Here is a 15,535-nt window from a genome sequence, read left to right as displayed (position 1 = left end):
GCTCATGACGCCGGTTGGGGGACGGGCCGGACGGCCTGTTCCATCAGACGAGTGATGGCGGCATCCAGCTCGTCGAGGGCGACGTTGGCCGGGGCATTCTGCTTGAGCAGGCTTTCGCTGCGCTGGCAGGCGGCGCGCAGCTGCGGCACGCCGCAGTAGCGGGTGGCGCCATGCAGGCGATGGATGCGTTCGAGCAGTGCGGTGCCGTCGTTGCTGGCGCGGGCCTGGCGGATCACGGCCTGGTCGCTGGGCAGCGAGTCGAGCAGCATGCTCAGCATGTCGGCGGCGAGGTCGGCCTTGCCGGCGGACAGGCGCAGGCCTTCGGCGGCGTCGAGGACCTGCAGCGCAGTGGCTGCGCTGCCGCGCTCGGGCAGCAGCGGCTCGCGCACATCGCCGTTGCGCAGCGACAGGCCGGTCCATTTCAGCACCACCTGGCTCAGCTGGTGTTCGCTGATCGGCTTGGTCAGGTAATCGTCCATGCCACACTGCAGCAGGGCGCGCTTCTCGTTGGCCATGGCATGGGCGGTCAGGGCGACGATCGGCAGCGGCGGCTGGCCGTGCTCGCTTTCCCACTGGCGGATCGCCTCGGTGGTTTCGCGGCCGTTCATGCCGGGCATCTGCACATCCATGAACACCAGGTCGAAGGCCTCCTGCTGCACGGCGCGCAGGGCGTCGTAGCCATTGTCGACGGCCTTGACCTGGGCACCCAGGTCGCCGAGCAGGGTCTGCACCAGCATCAGGTTGGCCGGGTTGTCGTCGACGCACAGCAGGCGCGGCGCGCGGCTGGCGGCAGGGGTGGCGCCGCTGGGCTCGACCCGCTGCACGCGCGGGCTGAGCAGGTCGATCAGGGTGCGCTGCAGCTTGCGCGTGCAGACCGGCTTGGCCTGCAGCTGGCCGTGGCTCTCCGGCAGGCTGGCATGGTACAGCGCCTGTTCGGTGGTCGGGCACAGCAGCAGCGCCTGGCAGCCCTGCTGGTTGAGTTCCCACAGCTGGCGGCTCAGGCGTTCCGGCGGGTGTTCGCGGGCATTGATGCCGATCAGGGCGATGGCCAGCGGCGCGCTGCCGTGCTGGCGCAGGGCGGCTTCCTCGATCAGTGCGTCGAGATTGGCGAACTCGATCACCTGCAGGCCGTAGTCCACCAACTGGTGGCGCAGCGACTGGCGGGCCAGCTCGTGGCTTTCCAGCAGGGCGGCGCAGCGGCCGCCGAGCAGGGCGCGCGGCAGTTCGTCGCCTTCCTCGGGGGCCTTCGGCAGGCTGAGCTGCAGCCAGAACTCGGCGCCTTCGTCCTTCTCGCTGGTCACGCCGATCTCGCCGCCCATCTGCTCGATCAGGCGCTTGGAGATCACCAGGCCGAGGCCGGTGCCGCCGGCCTGGCGCGAGCTGGAGTTGTCGACCTGGTTGAAGGCCTGGAACAGCGAGCGCTGCTCGCTCTCGGAGAGGCCGACGCCGCTGTCCTGCACGCTGATGCGCAGCTGGGCGTGGCTGACCAGGTCTTCCTCGAGCATGGCGCGCACCACGATGCTGCCGCTGCGGGTGAACTTGATCGCATTGCTCACCAGGTTGGTCAGCACCTGCTTGAGGCGCAGCGCGTCACCGACCAGCGCCTGTGGGGTGTCGCGGTAGATCAGGCAGACCAGCTCGAGGTTCTTCTCGTGGGCGGCGGGCGCGAGGATGGTCAGGGTGTCCTGGATCAGGTCGCGCAGGTTGAACGGCGCCTGCTCGAGCACCAGCTTGCCGGCCTCGATCTTCGAGAAGTCGAGGACCTCGTTGATGATCGCCAGCAGGTTGTCGGCCGACTTCTGGATGGTCAGCAGGTAGTCCTGCTGGCGGCTGTCGAGGCCAGTCTTCTGCAGCAGGTTGGTGAAGCCGAGGATGCCGTTGAGCGGGGTGCGGATCTCGTGGCTCATGTTGGCGAGGAACTCGGACTTGATCCGGCTGGCCTCCAGGGCCTCCTTGCGCGCCATGGTCAGCTCGATGTTCTGCACCTCGATGGTTTCCATGGTGTTGCGCAGGTCTTCGGTGGCCTGCTCGACGTTGTGCTGCAGCTCCTCCTGGGCACTTTGCAGCGTCTCGGCCATGCGGTTGATGCCGCTGGCGACCTCGTCCAGCTCGTGGCTGCCGAGCGCCGGCAGGCGGGTCTGCAGCTGGCCGTCCCGGATCTGCGCGACGCCGTGGCTGATCTGTTGCAGTGGCCGGCTGATCGTCCGGCTCATGCGCAAGGCGAGCAGGGCGGTAACGATCAGCCCGGCGACGGTCAGCAGCAGGCTGGTCAGCAGGCTGCGGTAGCCCTGCAACAAGGTGCCCTGGTGGGACAGCTCCAGCTCGATCCAGCCGAGCAGGCGGTCATCCTCCTCGACGGGCGCATGGCCGCCGAGCTGGCGGTGCAGGCCGTAGACCGGCAGCAGGAAGCGCGTAGCCTCGGCACTGCTGACCAGGCTGAGTTGCTGCGGATCGCGCGGCGGCGCGCTGGTGCGCATGCGTGGGCCGGCGTGCACCAGGCGCTCGCCTTGCGGGGAGAGCAGGGTGATGGCGCGCAGGTCGGGCTGCTCGAGGGTCTGGCTGGCCAGGCGTTCGAGCAGCGGGATATCGCGCGCCACCAGCAGGCGCGCACTCAGCGGCGCCAGCTGCTCGATCACCAGCTGACCGCGCTCGACGAGCTGGCTGTGCATCTGCGACAGGTGGGTCCAGGTGGAGTAGCTGCCAAGTACCAGCGCCAACAGGCTGGTGGGCAGCAGGGACAGCAGCAGGACGCGTCCCTTGATCCCGAGTTTGTCGAACACGCAGCGCCTCCGCGGCAAAGGGATGGCGGCAGTGTAGCGACTTGCCGGGGGCGAACAAGGGTGCCGTTCACCAGAGGCGGTCGAGTCGACGAGGTGTCCGCCGCGCCGCGCTCCTATATATAGCTGCAAAGAATATAGACCAGCCTTGCCGTGTTATCGGCCCGGCGCGTTTGCCGTTATCATGGGCGCCCCTGTCCGCGCTGCGAAGACCTGGCTCCCATGACCGTGCAGTTCCCCACCATCGCCGACTGCGTCGGCAACACCCCGCTGGTGCGCCTGCAGCGCCTGCCGGGCAATACCTCGAACACCCTTCTGGTCAAGCTGGAAGGCAATAACCCGGCCGGCTCGGTGAAGGACCGCCCGGCGCTGTCGATGATCAGCCATGCCGAGCTGCGCGGCGACATCCAGCCCGGCGACACCCTGATCGAGGCCACCTCTGGCAACACCGGCATCGCCCTAGCCATGGCCGCGGCGATCAAGGGCTACCGGATTATCCTGATCATGCCGGACAACATGAGCGCCGAGCGCAAGGCGGCGATGAGCGCCTACGGTGCCGAGTTGGTCCTGGTGGGCAAGGCCGAAGGCATGGAAGGCGCCCGCGATCTGGCGCTCAAGCTGCAGGCCGAGGGCCGCGGCAAGGTGCTCGACCAGTTCGCCAACCAGGACAACCCGCGGGCCCACTACGAGAGCACCGGTCCGGAAATCTGGCGCCAGACCGGCGGGACCATCACCCACTTCATCAGCTCGATGGGCACCACCGGCACCATCATGGGCGTGTCGCGCTACCTCAAGGAGCAGAACCCGGCGGTGCAGATCGTCGGCCTGCAGCCGCAGGAAGGCTCGGCGATTCCCGGCATCCGGCGCTGGCCGCAGGAGTACCTGCCGAAGATCTTCGATGCCAGTCGCGTCGACCGGATCATCGACATGGCGCAGGGCGAGGCCGAAGAAGTCATGCGCCGCCTGGCGCGCGAGGAGGGCATCTTCTGCGGCGTCTCCTCCGGCGGGGCGGTGGCCGCCATGCTGCGCCTGTCGCGCGAGGTGGAGAATGCGGTGATGGTGGCGATCATCTGCGACCGCGGCGACCGCTACCTGTCCACCGGGGTCTACGATTCCCCGCAAGCCTGAGCTTGACGGCGCAGCCGCAGCGCTGCGCAACGACTTCCTTCCGGTGCGCCTGGCGCACCCTACACTGAATCTGCAGGTCGCCTGATGGCCAAACGCAACACAGGGCTGCGCTTCCAGCCGAGCGGCGGCATACGCGCCGCGCAACTGCCGGTCGGCAAGAAGCAGCTCCTCTCCATCGAGCGCCTGGCCCACGACGGTCGCGGCATCGCCCACGCCGATGGCCGCACCTGGTTCGTCGCCGGTGCGCTGGCTGGCGAGCAAGTCGAGGCGCGGGTGCTGGCGGCGCGCAGCCAGGTGGTGGAGGCGCGGGTCGAGCGGGTGCTGGTGTCCAGTGCCCTGCGCCGCGAGGCGCCCTGTGCGCTGGCCGGCCGCTGCGGGGGCTGTACCCTGCAGCACCTGTCGCATGGCGAGCAGGTTGCCCTGAAACAGCGCGCGCTGGCCGACCAGCTGCACCGTCTTGCAGCGCTGGCGCCGCAGGAATGGGCGCCGCCGCTGGTGGGGCCGGAGTTTGGCTACCGTCGGCGGGCGCGCATCGCCGTGCGCTACAGCCCCAAAAGTGGGCAGCTGGAGGTCGGCTTTCGGGCGGCGGCAAGTCAGGCGATAGTCGAGCTGGACCAGTGCGCGGTACTGGTACAGGCTTTGCAACCGCTGTTCGCCGCGCTGCCCGGGGTGCTGCGCCGCCTGCGCAAGCCGCAGGCCATCGGCCATGTCGAGCTGTTCGACGGCACTGCCAGCGCACTGCTGGTGCGCCATACCCAGCCGCTGGCGGAGGAGGATCGTCAGCTGTTGCGCGCCTTCTGCCGCGAGACGGGCGCCCAGCTGTGGTGGCAGGGCGCCGGCGAGCCGCAGGCGGACGATCCGGCGCAGGAGCTGGGCTACCGTCTGGAGGCCTGCGGTTTGACCCTGGCCTGGCGGCCAGGCGACTTCGTCCAGGTCAACGCGCCGGTCAACGAGCTGATGCTGGCGCAGGCGCTGGAGTGGCTGGCGCCGCAAGCCGACGAGCGGGTGCTCGATCTGTTCTGCGGCCTGGGCAACTTCGCCCTGCCGCTGGCGCAGCGTGCCGCGGCGGTGGTCGGCGTGGAGGGCGTGCAGGGAATGGTCGAGCGGGCGGCCGCGAATGCGACGGCCAACGGCCTGGGCAATGCGCACTTTTTCCGCGCCGACCTGTCCGAGCCACTGGCGCAGGCGCCGTGGGCCAAGGGCGGTTTTGCCGCCGTGCTGCTGGATCCGCCGCGCGATGGCGCGGCGGCGGTAGTCGGCCAGCTGCGCAGCCTCGGCGCGCAGCGCGTGCTTTACGTGTCGTGCAACCCGGCCACGCTGGCGCGCGATGCGGCGATACTGGCGCAGCAGGGCTATCGCCTGAAGCGCGCCGGCATCCTCGACATGTTCCCGCAGACGGCACATGTGGAGGCGATGGCTTTGTTCGAAGCGGGCGCGGAGCGTCCGTAGCGGGTCGCAGAAGAGCCGGCGTCAGCCGTCGCTGTTTCACGACCTGTCCATAACCGACCCGCAGAAGGCCGGCTCAATCAGGGTCTGCAGCAGGCCCTGGACCAGACGTGGCGAGTGCCGCGTCGTGGCAGGAAAGGTAGAAGACGATGGTACAGGTAAGAGCGGAACAGCCGATCAACACCGACGGCAGCATCAATCTCGAGGCCTGGCTGGAGCACATCCTCGATGTCGATCCGGCCCTTGACCGCGACAGCCTGCGCAAGGCCTGCGAGGTCGCCCGCGAGGCCGAGCAGCAGGCGATCGCCGCCCAGCACATCTGGGCCGAAGGCATGTCCAGTTTCCGTACCGGGCTGGAAATCGCCGAAATTCTCGCCGACCTCAAGCTCGACCAGGAGTCGCTGATTGCCGCGGTGCTCTATCGCGGCGTGCGCGAGGGCAAGGTGCCGCTGGAGACGGTGGAGAAGGACTTCGGCGTGCCGGTGGCCAAGCTGATCGAGGGCGTGCTGCGCATGGCGGCGATCAGCGCCAGCCTGAGCCCGCGCCAGTCGCTGGTGCTCGGCACCCAGGCGCAGGTCGAGAACCTGCGCAAGATGCTGGTGGCGATGATCGACGACGTGCGCGTGGCGCTGATCAAGCTGGCCGAGCGTACCTGTGCCATCCGTGCGGTGAAGAATGCCGATGACGACAAGCGCTACCGCGTCGCCCGCGAGGTGTTCGACATCTATGCGCCGCTGGCCCATCGCTTAGGCATCGGCCACATCAAGTGGGAGCTGGAGGATCTGTCGTTCCGCTACCTGCAGCCCGAGCAGTACAAGCAGATCGCCAAGCTGCTGCACGAGCGGCGCCTGGACCGCGAGCAATACATCAACAGTGTGATGGGGCAGCTGCGCGAGGAGCTCGACGCCACCGGCATCGAGGCCGACATCAGTGGCCGGGTCAAACACATCTATTCGATCTGGCGCAAGATGCAGCGCAAGGGTCTGGAGTTCAGCCAGATCTACGATGTGCGCGCGGTGCGCATCCTGGTGCCGGAAGTGCGCGACTGCTATACCGCGCTGGGCATCGTGCACACCCTGTGGCGGCACATTCCCAAGGAGTTCGACGACTACATCGCCAACCCCAAGGAGAACGGCTACCGCTCGCTGCACACCGCGGTGATCGGCCCGGAAGGCAAGGTGCTCGAGGTGCAGATCCGCACCCAGGCGATGCACGAGGAGGCCGAGCTGGGCGTCTGCGCGCACTGGCTGTACAAGGGCACCGACGTCAATTCCGGCTCCAGCCACTACGAGGAGAAGATCGCCTGGCTGCGCCAGGTGCTCGAGTGGCACGAGGAACTGGGTGACATCGGCGGCCTGGCCGAGCAGCTGCGCGTCGACATCGAGCCCGACCGGGTCTACGTGTTCACCCCCGACGGCCATGCCATCGACCTACCCAGCGGCGCCACGCCGCTGGACTTCGCCTATCGGGTGCACACCGAGATCGGCCACAACTGCCGTGGCGCCAAGGTCAACGGCCGGATCGTGCCGCTCAGCTACAGCCTGCAGACCGGCGAGCAGGTGGAGATCATCACCGGCAAGCACGGCGCGCCAAGCCGCGACTGGCTGAACCCCAACCTCGGTTACGTGACCACCTCGCGGGCGCGGGCGAAGATCGTCCACTGGTTCAAGCTGCAGGCACGCGACCAGAACGTGATCGCCGGCAAGAGCTACCTCGAGCGCGAGCTGGTGCGCCTGGCGCTGACGGCGGTCGACGCCGAGCGGCTGGCCGAGAAGTGCAACCTGAAGAGTGCCGAGGACATGTACGCGGCCCTCGGCGCCGGCGACCTGCGCCTGGCCCAGGTGGTCAACGCCGCCCAGCAGCTGGTCGAACCCGAGCGCGGCAACGAGATGCTCGATCTGGTGTCGCGGCGCGGCCCCAGCGGGCGCAGCGGCGGGCGCGACGAGATCCAGATCCTCGGTGTCGGCAACCTGCTCACCCAGATGGCCGGCTGCTGCCAGCCGGTGCCGGGCGAGCCGATCGTCGGCTACATCACCCAGGGTCGCGGGGTGAGCATCCACCGCCAGGACTGCCCGATGGCGCTGCAGCAGACCGAGCGCGAGCCCGAGCGGATGATCCAGGTCAGCTGGGGCCAGGCGCCGGCGAAGACCTACCCGGTGGATATCCAGATCCGCGCCTACGACCGCTCCGGCCTGCTGCGCGACGTGTCGCAGATGCTGCTCAACGAGAAGATCAACGTGCTGGCGGTCAACACCCAGTCGAACAAGAGCGACAACACCGCCAACATGAGCCTGACCATCGAGATCCCCAGCATGGCGGCCCTCGGTCGCCTGCTGGCGCGCATCTCGCAGCTGCCCAACATCATCGAAGCGCGGCGCAGCCGCTCGGCAACCTGAGGTGGACATGTACCGACTGGACGACCTGCTGCACCTGATGGCGCGCCTGCGCGACCCGCAGTACGGCTGCCCGTGGGATCTTGCGCAGGACTACGCGAGCATCGTGCCGCACACCCTCGAGGAGGCCTACGAGGTAGCCGACGCCATCGAGCGCGGCGACTTCGCCCATCTGCCGGGCGAGCTCGGCGACCTGCTGTTCCAGGTGGTCTACTACAGCCAGCTGGGCCGCGAGGAGGGACGCTTCGACTTCGCCGCGGTGGTCGACGGCATCACCCGCAAGCTGGTGCGCCGCCATCCCCATGTGTTCCCCGACGGCGACCTGTACGGTGCGCTGGATCAGCCGCAGCTCGACGAGGCGGCGATCAAGCGGCGCTGGGAGGAGATCAAGGCCGAGGAGCGCGCCGAGAAGGCCGCGGCCCCCGAGCAGCTGTCGCTGCTCGACGACATTCCGCAGGCGCTGCCGGCGCTGTCGCGGGCGGCCAAGCTGCAGAAGCGCGCGGCCCAGGTCGGCTTCGACTGGCCGGCACCGCTGCCGGTGCTGGACAAGCTGCAGGAGGAGCTCGACGAGGTGCTCGAGGCGATGGCCGAGGGCGACCAGGCGCACATCGCCGAGGAGGTCGGCGACCTGCTGTTCGTCGCGGTGAACCTGGCCCGCCATCTCAAGGTCGAGCCGGAGGCGGCGCTGCGCGCGGCCAACCGCAAGTTCGAGCGGCGCTTCCAGTTCATCGAGCAGGCCTTGCGCGCGGACAGCCTGCGCATGGAAGATTGCACCCTCGAACAGCTGGACGCCCTGTGGGGCGAGGCCAAGCGTCAGGAGCGGGAAGGCCCCGCCTGCGGCTAGCCGATAGAGCGTCCCTGCCAACCATTCCCGGTGGCGTGCCCAGCCGGCGCGTCACCCCTGTCAGATTCCTCGGGTACAAGGTACGTCATGAGTCTTTCCCTACGCGACCAGCTGCTCAAAGCCGGGCTGGTCAACGAGAAGCAGGCCAAGCAGGTCGGCAAGCAGAAGCAGAAGCAGCAGCGCCTGGAGCACAAGGGCCAGCTGGAAAAGGACGACTCGCAGCGCGAGGCGGCGCTCAAGGCGCAGGCCGAGAAAGTCGCCCGCGACCAGGAGCTGAACCGCCAGCAGCAGGAAAAGGCGCAGAAGAAGGCCATGGCCGCGCAGGTCAAGCAGCTGATCGAAGGCAGCCGCCTGCCGCGCCTGGCGACCGAGGACTACTACAACTTCGTCGACGAGAAGAAGGTCAAGCGCATTGCGGTCAACCCGATGCTGCGCGACAAGCTCAGCCGCGGCACCCTGGCCATCGTGCGCCTGGAGGGCAAGTACGAGCTGATCCCGCGCGAGGCGGCGCTGAAGGTCCAGGAGCGCGAGCCGCAGCGCATCATCCTGCTCAACATCGCCAGCGAAGTGCCGGACGACGAGGATGATCCGTACAAGGACTACGTGGTGCCCGACGACCTCATGTGGTGAAAGCCTGTTCACGATCGGCTGCGCGTCGGCCATGCTGCGTTGAAATCGGTTTCGGACAGTGGCTTGCCAATGAACGCCCGTTAGGGCGGCCCTGAAGGGGCGAGCGGAGCGAGTCATGCTCATTTGCAATCAGCAAACTCCGCTTCCTCAACCGATTTCGCCTTGCCTGGCTCTAGCTCGCGGGATCGTGAGCAGGCTTTAATGGTGGCTTCGACAGAATAGAAAACGCCCGGCATTCGCCGGGCGTTTTCTATTCTGCGGGCAGGCTTACTTGCCTTGCACGTTGCGGCCGTTGACCGCGCCCTGTTTGAGCATGATCTGGTATTCCTTGCCGTCCTTTTCCACCTGGTGCAGACGCACCAGCAGATGGCCCCAGTCCTTGGCGAACCACAGCACGGTCTGGCGATTGGACTTGGTGGGATCGCGGACGCGTTCCACCTTGAGCGCGTCGATCTGGCCGGCCTCGGTTTGCACCTTTTCCTCGCCGAGCACGCGGAAGTCGTAGGTTTCGATTTCGTCGCCGTCGAGCACCTGGTAGGTCATGCTCTTCTTGCCGGCGGCGACATCTTCCTGCAGGGCCAGCTGGTAGGTCGACTTGTCCAGCAGGCCGCTTTTCAGCACCAGTTTCACCGGCGTGTCGCGGTCGTTGCCGGTCACCAGTTTGGCCTTCCAGTCGAAGTCGTGGGCGACCTTCTTGCTCTTGCCCAGGCCGTTGCGCTCGAAGCGGTAGCTGAGCGGCACGAAGCGCTGGTTGTCGTAACGGAAACGACTCACTTCGCTCAGCCCGGATACCAGCATCGAGGCCTTGAACTGCAGCGTCCAGCTGCCGTCGGCGCCCTTGTCCAGCTGGCGCTCGGCCGTGCCGCTGACCGGCACCTGCTGCCAGTCGGCGGTGTACTGCGCGGTAAAGGGCTCCAGGGCCAGGGCGCTGGCTGGCAGGCCGAACAGGGCCAGGGCAAGCGTTAACGCACGTCGCATGGCAAATCTCCTGTGGTGACAGACCGTTGCCGGCGGCCTCAGCGAGGCAGGGGCAGGTCGCGAATTTGCTGGCCGCTGGCCGGCAGGGGCGCGCCGTCCAGTTCCGCACCGTGGTTGGTCAGGCGCAGGCGGCCTTCGGCGAACCAGCGTACCGCCAGCGGATAGATGTAATGCTCGCCGATCTGCACCCGCTTGGCCAGCGCCTCGGGGCTGTCGCCGGGCTGTACCGGCACCACGCCCTGTACGACCAGTGGGCCGCCGTCGAGTTCCTCGGTGACGAAGTGCACGCTGCAGCCATGCTCGGCTTCCCCGGCCTCCAGCGCACGCTGGTGGGTGTGCAGGCCCTTGTGTCGAGGCAGCAGCGACGGATGGATGTTGAGCAGGCGGCCGTGGTAGTGGTGGACGAAGTCGGCGCTGAGGATGCGCATGAAGCCGGCCAGCACGACCAGGTCGGGCTGGAAGGCGTCGATGCTCTCGATCAGCGCGGCATCGAAGGCCTCGCGACTGGCAAAGGCCTTGTGGTCCAGCACGGCGGTGGCGATCCCGGCGTTTTGCGCGCGGGTCAGTCCGTAGGCATCGGCGCGGTTGGAGATCACCGCGCAGATGCGTGCCGGATTGCCTTCGCCCAGGCTGTCGATCAGCGCCTGCAGGTTGCTCCCGGAGCCGGAGATCAGCACCACCACATTGCAGGGCTGGGCCATCAGTGCGCCTTCAGGTTGTTCAGCACGACGCGCTCGGCACCCTCGGCGCCGCTGGCGATGCTGCCGATCACCCACGGCTGCTCGCCGCTGGCGCGCAGGTTGGCGAGGACGGCTTCGACCTGCTCCTGGGCCACGCAGATAACCATGCCGACGCCGCAGTTGAGCACGCGATGCATCTCGTGCTCGTCGACGTTGCCCTGCTGCTGCAGCCAGTCGAACACTGCCGGACGGTTCCAGCTGGCCACATCGATGATCGCCTGGGCGCCTTCGGGCAGTACGCGCGGGATGTTGTCGAGCAGGCCGCCGCCGGTGATGTGGGCCATGGCCTTGACCGCACCGGTGTCCTTGATCAGCTTGAGCAGCGGCTTGACGTAGATGCGCGTCGGCGCCATCAGCAGCTCGGTCAGGGCCTTGCCGTCGAGCTGGATCTGCTCGATGTCGGCGCCGGCGACTTCGATGATCTTGCGGATCAGCGAGTAGCCGTTGGAGTGCGGGCCGGAGGAGGGCAGGGCGATCAGCGCGTCGCCGGCGGCCACTTTCGAGCCGTCGATGATCTCGCTCTTCTCCACCACGCCGACGCAGAAGCCGGCCAGGTCGTAGTCCTCGCCCTCGTACATGCCCGGCATCTCGGCGGTTTCGCCACCGACCAGCGAGCAGCCGGCCAGTTCGCAGCCGGCGCCGATGCCGGTGACCACGGTGGCGGCCACGTCGACGTTGAGCTTGCCGGTGGCGTAGTAGTCGAGGAAGAACAGCGGCTCGGCGCCGCACACCACCAGGTCGTTGACGCACATGGCGACCAGATCCTGGCCGATGCTGTCGTGCTTGTTGAGGTTGAGCGCCAGGCGCAGCTTGGTGCCGACGCCGTCGGTGCCGGAGACCAGCACCGGCTGCTTGTAGCCGGCCGGGATTTCGCACAGGGCGCCGAAGCCGCCCAGGCCGCCCATCACTTCAGGGCGCGCGGTGCGCTTGGCCACGCCCTTGATGCGTTCGACCAGTGCTTCACCAGCGTCGATGTCTACACCGGCGTCCTTGTAGCTCAGGGAGGGTTGCTTGCTCATAAATCCGGGCCTTTGAAGGAAGTGCGTGAAAGCCCGCGATTTTAGCATTCTTGCAAGATAGCGGCCATCATGGGCGGTTGCCGCCATCCGGGCGGCTGTTTAAGGTATAGGCTTCGTTTGCTGCGCGCGTCTGGCGCGCGCCTGTCCCCTTGCCGAGATGCTCGCATGCGCCTGATCGCCCGATGGTTTGCCTTCTGCCTGTTGTTCACCACCCTGTCGGCCACGGCTGCCCAGGTTGAGGGGCTGTACGAGGTGCACGAGCCGGTGGCGTCGCAGGATCCGGCGGAGCGGGCGGCGGCCATGAGCCGTGCCCTGCAGACCCTGGTGGTGCGTCTGACCGGCGATCGCCAGGCCGCGCAGAACCCGCGCCTGCAGCCGCTGCTGGCCGATCCGCAGCAGCTGGTGCAGCAGTATGTCTACGAGTCCGGTACGCCGGTGACCCTGTCCGTGGTGTTCGATCCGGTGCTCAGCCAGCGCGCCCTGCGCGAGGCCGGCCTGAGCCTGCAGACTGCCGAGCGCGCCAGCGTGCTGGCCTGGTGGCTGAACGAGGTGGATGGCGCCAGCAGTCTGGTGGCCGAGGATCAGCCGGCGGCGGCGACCCTGCGCGCCGCGGCGCAGAACCGCGGCGTGCCGCTGAGCCTGCCGTTGGGCGACCTCGACGAACAGCTGCTGGCCACGGCCGACACTCTGGCGGGCAGCGATGCCCAGGCCCTGCAGGAGGCTTCCGCGCGCTACGCGGCGGACGCCCTGCTGGCCGTGGTGGCGCGTGGCGCCGGCGACAGCTGGCAGGCCGACTGGCAGCTGTGGGTCGGCAGCGAGCGGGTCACGGGTTCGAGCACGGCAGCCAGTCAGGCGGCGCTGGCCGATGGCGTACTCCTCGAGGTGGGTGAAAAGCTGGCTTCGCGCTTCGGCAAGGCCGGCGCGGCGCAGAGCCTGACGCTGGAAGTGCAGGGCAGCGATCTGGCCCGCTATGCGGCGCTTGAGCGCCTGCTCGAGCCCTTTAACCCGCGCCTGCAGGCGGTGGTCGGTGGCAACCTGCTTTATCAGGTCGATGCCAGCCCCGATCAGCTGCGCTCCCAGCTGCAACTGGGCCGTCTGCACGAGCTGCCGGCCGAGGCCGTCGATGCCCAGGGGGCTGTCCCGGCCCAGAACCCGCCGCTGCAGGTGCCGGCGGCAGCGGCCACGCGCATGCGTTTCGCCTGGTAAGCCCGCGGCCCTGCGGCCGCATCATGGATTGAGTGGAGGGCGCAAATGCTGAACGATTCCCGCAGCTGGCTGGGGCTGGCGGCCTTGGTGCTGCTCGGCTGGCTGGTCCACCAGCTGCAGCCGGTACTGATGCCGTTTCTGGTGGCCCTGCTGTTGGCCTATCTCGGCGATCCGCTGGTCGATCGCCTCGAGGCGCGCGGTCTGTCGCGGACCTCGGGCGTGGTGGCGGTGTTCATCCTGTTCAGCCTGATCCTGCTGGCCCTGCTGCTGGTGCTGGTGCCGTTGCTCGGCAAGCAGCTGCTGCGGCTGTACGAGCTGGCGCCGGAGATGCTCGACTGGCTGCAGGGCACCGCGCTGCCCTGGGTGCAGAAGAAACTGGGCCTGCGCTACGGTTTCTGGCGTTTCGACCGGATCAAGACGCTGCTCACCGAGCATCTGGGCCAGGCTACCGATATCGCCGGTATCCTGCTGGCCCAGGTCACCTCGTCGAGTCTGGCGCTGCTGGCGTGGCTGGGCAATCTGCTGCTGATCCCGGTGGTCAGCTTCTACCTGCTGCGTGACTGGGATGTGATGATAGGCCATCTGCGCAACCTGCTGCCGCGCAAGCGCGAGGAGTGGGTGGTGCGCCTGGCCGGCGAGTGCCACGAGGTGCTGGGCGCGTTCCTGCGCGGTCAGCTGCTGGTGATGCTGGCGCTGGCGCTGGTGTATGCCGGCGGACTGATGCTGGTGGGCCTGGAGCTGGGCCTGCTGATCGGCCTGCTCGCCGGACTGGCCAGCATCGTCCCGTACATGGGCTTCGTGGTCGGTATCGTCGCGGCGCTGGTCGCGGTACTGTTCCAGTTCGGTCTCGACTGGTATCCGCTGCTCGGCGTGGTGGTGGTGTTTGGCATCGGTCAGCTGCTCGAGGGCATGTGGCTGACGCCACTGCTGGTGGGCGATCGCATCGGCCTGCACCCGGTGGCGGTGATCTTCGCCATCCTGGCCGGCGGCCAGCTGTTCGGCTTCACCGGCGTGCTGCTGGCGCTGCCGGTGGCGGCGGTGATCATGGTGCTGCTGCGCCATGTGCACGAGTTCTATAAACTGTCGACACTTTACGGAGAGTCGGGTGGCGACTCGCAGGAGTCGTCGGAGTCCCCATGAAACCCATCCAGCTGCCTCTGGGCGTGCGTCTGCGTGATGACGCCACCTTCGCCAACTACTATCCCGGGGCCAACGCGGCCGCGCTGGGCTATGTCGAGCGCATGTGCGAAACCGACGTCGGCTGGGCGGAAAACCTGATCTACCTGTGGGGCGCCGAAGGCGTCGGGCGCAGTCACCTGCTGCAGGCGGCCTGCCTGCGCATGGAGCAGTTCGGCGGACGCGCGGTGTACCTGCCGCTGGACACGGTGGCGATGTACGGCCCGCAGCTGCTGGACAACCTCGAGCAGTGCGATCTGGTGTGCATCGACGAGGTGGATCTGGTCGCCGGCCACCCGACCTGGGAGGAAGCGCTGTTCCACCTGTTCAACCGCCTGCGTGATGCCGGGCGGCGCCTGCTGCTGTCGGCTTCGGCGCCGCCGCGGGAGGTGCCGATCAAGCTGCCCGACCTCAAGTCGCGCCTGACCTTGGCACTGGTGTTCCAGCTGCACGGCCTGTCCGACGAGGACAAGCTGCGCGCCCTGCAATTGCGCGCCTCGCGCCGCGGTCTGCACCTGACCGACGAGGTCGGCCGCTTCATCCTCACCCGCGGCTCGCGCAGCATGAACTCGCTGTTCGACCTGCTGGAGCAGCTCGACAACGCCTCGCTGCAGGCGCAGCGCAAGCTGACCATTCCCTTCCTGAAAGAAACCCTCGGCTGGTGAAGCTGGCGTAGGGTGGGTTAGCCGCTGCGCGGCGTAACCCGCCAACGATGCCGACAGGCATCGTCATGGCCGGCCTGATGGCCAGTCGGTGGGTTACGGCCTGCGGCCTAATCCACCCCGCGCATTACTCCCCCGCCAGCTTGCGGTCGTACTGGAAGCGCCAGCGGGTGTAGAGCAGGGCGCTGCAGAACAGGGTCAGACTCAGGCCGGCCTCCAGCCAGCCAAACAGCGCGCGGCCGGGCTGGAAGGCGGCGACCACGCCCTGGATGAAGTACAGGTTGAGCACGTAGCAGGTCCAGGCATGCACCCGGGCGTTGCCTGTCAGCATGCCCGGCGCCAGGATCGCCAGTGGCACCAGGTGCACGCCGAGGATCACCCAGGGGCGGGCGCCGTGCAGGTCCTCCAGCAGCAGGTACCAGACGCCGAGCAGCACCACCAGGGCCAGGAACAGGGCCAGGCTGAGCCAGCGCGCCAGGCGCACGCGCGGTTCCAGCCAGTCCAGCGCCGGCAGTGGTTTGTTCTTCTTGGCCATC

13 protein-coding genes are annotated in these 15,535 nt (G+C 67.9%); 8 read left to right on the top strand and 5 right to left on the bottom strand.

The window, feature by feature from the left end; genetic code table 11:
• Window positions 1-2: 2 nt before the first annotated feature.
• Complete coding sequence (locus KRX52_RS01895; RefSeq protein WP_217679446.1) at window positions 3-2,780, bottom strand: response regulator; 2,778 nt, start codon at window positions 2,778-2,780, stop codon at window positions 3-5.
• A 219-nt stretch (window positions 2,781-2,999) separates the two neighbouring features.
• Here KRX52_RS01895 and cysM point away from each other — a divergent pair, with 219 nt between their 5' ends.
• From cysM to KRX52_RS01870, 5 genes are all read left to right on the top strand, one after another.
• Window positions 3,000-3,905 (top strand): cysteine synthase CysM, encoded by a 906-nt coding sequence (cysM, locus tag KRX52_RS01890; protein ID WP_217679445.1) that lies wholly within the window; start codon window positions 3,000-3,002, stop codon window positions 3,903-3,905.
• 84 nt (window positions 3,906-3,989) lie between these two features.
• Complete coding sequence (gene rlmD, locus KRX52_RS01885; RefSeq protein WP_217679444.1) at window positions 3,990-5,354, top strand: 23S rRNA (uracil(1939)-C(5))-methyltransferase RlmD; 1,365 nt, start codon at window positions 3,990-3,992, stop codon at window positions 5,352-5,354.
• 146 nt (window positions 5,355-5,500) lie between these two features.
• On the top strand, window positions 5,501-7,747 hold the full coding sequence (gene relA / locus KRX52_RS01880) for a GTP diphosphokinase (RefSeq protein WP_217679443.1): 2,247 nt from the start codon (window positions 5,501-5,503) through the stop codon (window positions 7,745-7,747).
• A gap of 7 nt (window positions 7,748-7,754) precedes the next feature.
• On the top strand, window positions 7,755-8,588 hold the full coding sequence (mazG, locus tag KRX52_RS01875) for a nucleoside triphosphate pyrophosphohydrolase (protein WP_217679442.1): 834 nt from the start codon (window positions 7,755-7,757) through the stop codon (window positions 8,586-8,588).
• An 87-nt stretch (window positions 8,589-8,675) separates the two neighbouring features.
• Window positions 8,676-9,218 carry a DUF2058 domain-containing protein gene (locus KRX52_RS01870; protein ID WP_217679441.1) on the top strand — a complete coding sequence of 181 codons (543 nt, stop codon included), beginning with the start codon at window positions 8,676-8,678 and terminating at the stop codon, window positions 9,216-9,218.
• A 267-nt stretch (window positions 9,219-9,485) separates the two neighbouring features.
• Here KRX52_RS01870 and KRX52_RS01865 read toward each other — a convergent pair whose 3' ends face one another.
• From KRX52_RS01865 to purM, 3 genes are read right to left on the bottom strand one after another with little or no spacing between them, the layout of a single operon-like run.
• A complete protein-coding gene (locus KRX52_RS01865) occupies window positions 9,486-10,196 on the bottom strand; it encodes a DUF3108 domain-containing protein (protein WP_217679440.1) in 711 nt (236 codons plus the stop codon).
• Window positions 10,197-10,234: 38 nt separating this feature from the next.
• Entirely contained in the window at window positions 10,235-10,897 is a 663-nt protein-coding gene (purN, locus tag KRX52_RS01860; protein WP_217679439.1) for a phosphoribosylglycinamide formyltransferase, read from the bottom strand.
• Window positions 10,897-11,955 carry a phosphoribosylformylglycinamidine cyclo-ligase gene (gene purM, locus KRX52_RS01855; protein ID WP_217679438.1) on the bottom strand — a complete coding sequence of 353 codons (1,059 nt, stop codon included), beginning with the start codon at window positions 11,953-11,955 and terminating at the stop codon, window positions 10,897-10,899. The genes purN and purM overlap by 1 nt, the downstream gene beginning before the upstream one ends.
• A 165-nt stretch (window positions 11,956-12,120) precedes the next feature.
• Here purM and KRX52_RS01850 point away from each other — a divergent pair, with 165 nt between their 5' ends.
• The 3 genes from KRX52_RS01850 to hda are packed head-to-tail and all read left to right on the top strand — an operon-like array spanning window position 12,121 to window position 15,002.
• Complete coding sequence (locus KRX52_RS01850; RefSeq protein WP_217679437.1) at window positions 12,121-13,161, top strand: DUF2066 domain-containing protein; 1,041 nt, start codon at window positions 12,121-12,123, stop codon at window positions 13,159-13,161.
• Between the two features lie 48 nt (window positions 13,162-13,209).
• Entirely contained in the window at window positions 13,210-14,301 is a 1,092-nt protein-coding gene (locus tag KRX52_RS01845; RefSeq protein WP_217679499.1) for an AI-2E family transporter, read from the top strand.
• Complete coding sequence (gene hda / locus KRX52_RS01840) at window positions 14,298-15,002, top strand: DnaA regulatory inactivator Hda (protein ID WP_217679436.1); 705 nt, start codon at window positions 14,298-14,300, stop codon at window positions 15,000-15,002. The genes KRX52_RS01845 and hda overlap by 4 nt, the downstream gene beginning before the upstream one ends.
• 124 nt (window positions 15,003-15,126) lie before the next feature.
• Here the strand turns inward: hda and KRX52_RS01835 are convergent, their stop codons facing one another.
• Window positions 15,127-15,534, bottom strand: coding sequence for a DUF2069 domain-containing protein (locus KRX52_RS01835; RefSeq protein ID WP_217679435.1), 408 nt, complete (start codon window positions 15,532-15,534; stop codon window positions 15,127-15,129).
• Window position 15,535: the final 1 nt, after the last annotated feature.

It is taken from the genome of Geopseudomonas aromaticivorans (genome assembly GCF_019097855.1).
GTDB classification, from domain to species: Bacteria; Pseudomonadota; Gammaproteobacteria; order Pseudomonadales; family Pseudomonadaceae; genus Geopseudomonas; species Geopseudomonas aromaticivorans.
The sequence above is the reverse complement of the archived record's forward strand: the minus strand, read 5'-3'. Positions and strand labels throughout refer to the sequence as shown.

Excerpts from the sequence above, each read along its gene's own strand:
- KRX52_RS01870 (WP_217679441.1), top strand. The coding sequence starts at position 8,676 with ATGAGTCTTTCCCTACGCGACCAGCTGCTCAAAGCCGGGCTGGTCAAC.
- rlmD (WP_217679444.1), top strand. The coding sequence starts at position 3,990 with ATGGCCAAACGCAACACAGGGCTGCGCTTCCAGCCGAGCGGCGGCATA.
- KRX52_RS01865 (WP_217679440.1), bottom strand. The coding sequence starts at position 10,196 with ATGCGACGTGCGTTAACGCTTGCCCTGGCCCTGTTCGGCCTGCCAGCC.
- mazG (WP_217679442.1), top strand. The coding sequence starts at position 7,755 with ATGTACCGACTGGACGACCTGCTGCACCTGATGGCGCGCCTGCGCGAC.
- relA (WP_217679443.1), top strand. The coding sequence starts at position 5,501 with ATGGTACAGGTAAGAGCGGAACAGCCGATCAACACCGACGGCAGCATC.
- purM (WP_217679438.1), bottom strand. The coding sequence starts at position 11,955 with ATGAGCAAGCAACCCTCCCTGAGCTACAAGGACGCCGGTGTAGACATC.
- cysM (WP_217679445.1), top strand. The coding sequence starts at position 3,000 with ATGACCGTGCAGTTCCCCACCATCGCCGACTGCGTCGGCAACACCCCG.
- KRX52_RS01835 (WP_217679435.1), bottom strand. The coding sequence starts at position 15,534 with ATGGCCAAGAAGAACAAACCACTGCCGGCGCTGGACTGGCTGGAACCG.
- purN (WP_217679439.1), bottom strand. The coding sequence starts at position 10,897 with ATGGCCCAGCCCTGCAATGTGGTGGTGCTGATCTCCGGCTCCGGGAGC.
- KRX52_RS01850 (WP_217679437.1), top strand. The coding sequence starts at position 12,121 with ATGCGCCTGATCGCCCGATGGTTTGCCTTCTGCCTGTTGTTCACCACC.
- hda (WP_217679436.1), top strand. The coding sequence starts at position 14,298 with ATGAAACCCATCCAGCTGCCTCTGGGCGTGCGTCTGCGTGATGACGCC.